Source organism: Acidisphaera rubrifaciens HS-AP3 (assembly GCF_000964365.1).
Lineage (GTDB): Bacteria > Pseudomonadota > Alphaproteobacteria > Acetobacterales > Acetobacteraceae > Acidisphaera > Acidisphaera rubrifaciens.
Map to the genome: position 1 here is coordinate 1 of NZ_BANB01000694.1, position 1,311 is coordinate 1,311.

Here is a 1,311-nt window from a genome sequence, read left to right on the forward strand (position 1 = left end):
CGCGCGTAATCCACTTCCGAACACAGGGAATCCATCATGTCCGCCAGACACGTCGCCTATGCCGCGCTGCTCGCCGCCCCTCTCGCCTTCGCGGCCGGCCACGCGCATGCCAAGACGATGACTTTCACGGCGAAGCTGACCTCCTCGGCCGAGGTGCCGCCGAACAGCTCGACCGGCACCGGCACGGCCAAGGTGACGCTCGACACCAAGAGCCGCACCATCAACTACGAGGTCACCTATGACGGCCTGACCGGCCCGGCCACCGCCGCGCACATCCACGGCCCGGCCGCCCCCGGCAAGAACGCGGGCGTCGTCGTCCCGCTGCAGGTTGGCCCGAGCCCGATCACCGGCACCGCGACCCTGACCAAGGCGCAGGTCTCCGAGCTCGAGCACGGCAAGGATTACGTCAACATCCACACCGACGCGAACAAGGGCGGCGAGCTGCGCGGCCAGCTGCACAAGGGCATGTGATCCCGGCAGGGCCCGCCCCGCGCGGGCCCTGCCCACTTCCCCCGCCCGGCTTTTCCCCTACCGGCGCCGCGGCCGTATAACGCCCGCATGGACGCGCTGCTCGCATACCTCGCCCGGTGTCTGCCCCGGCCTCTGCGCACCCGGGCGACCCCGGACAGCCTCGCCCTCGCCGCCCAGTTCGTCCGCTTCGCGACGGTCGGCCTCGCCGGCCTCGTGGTGGACACGACGACCGTCTACGCCCTGCGCGGGACGCTCGGCCTGTACGGCGCGGGCCTCGCCGCCTACGGCACCGGCGCGACGACCACCTGGTGGCTCAACCGCCTCTGGACCTTCCGCGCCCATACCGAACAGGCCCGCGCGGCGCCGGGCAGGGTGCGGCTGCACCGGCAATGGGCGCTGTTCCTGCTCGCCAATTCCGCCGGCTTCGTGCTCAACCGCGGCACCTACGCCCTGCTGGTGACCTTCGTGCCGGTCTGCGCCGCGCAGCCCGTGCTCGCGACCAGCGCGGGCGCGGTCGCGGGCATGTTCGTCAACTTCGCGATGTCCCGCTCCGTGGTGTTCCGCGCCGTCCCGGCCGTCGCCCCCGGCCTCGCGGCCGCCGAAGCGGTCGGCGAACCGGTGGGTGCCGCGGAAAACGAGGTTTACTAAACCTTAAGTTGTGATACAGGTTTGGGCGCAACCCGATATCCGGTGTCCGCGCCCATGCATCCCGGCCGCACGCCCCACCGCCGCCCGCACGCCGACCACCCCGGCCCGTCGCGCCGCGCGCGTCCGGGAACGACAGGGCCGGCGCGCGGCGACGGCGCGGGCCGAACGCCGCACCCCGTCCCGCATCTGCGC

General features: G+C 72.7%; 2 protein-coding genes. Both read left to right on the forward strand.

The genetic code is table 11. The features are described from left to right. Positions 1-36 precede the first annotated feature (36 nt). Positions 37-471 (forward strand): CHRD domain-containing protein, encoded by a 435-nt coding sequence (locus B8460_RS16555; protein ID WP_048862719.1) that lies wholly within the window; start codon positions 37-39, stop codon positions 469-471. 87 nt (positions 472-558) lie between these two features. Continuing rightward, the gene (locus B8460_RS16560; RefSeq protein ID WP_084623794.1) at positions 559-1,119 is read left to right on the forward strand and encodes a GtrA family protein; all 561 of its coding nucleotides are present in this window, start codon (positions 559-561) and stop codon (positions 1,117-1,119) included. The last annotated feature ends 192 nt before the right edge of the window (positions 1,120-1,311 follow it).

Coding starts and splice junctions, on each gene's coding strand:
- B8460_RS16555 (WP_048862719.1), top strand. CDS start 37: ATGTCCGCCAGACACGTCGCCTATGCCGCGCTGCTCGCCGCCCCTCTC.
- B8460_RS16560 (WP_084623794.1), top strand. CDS start 559: ATGGACGCGCTGCTCGCATACCTCGCCCGGTGTCTGCCCCGGCCTCTG.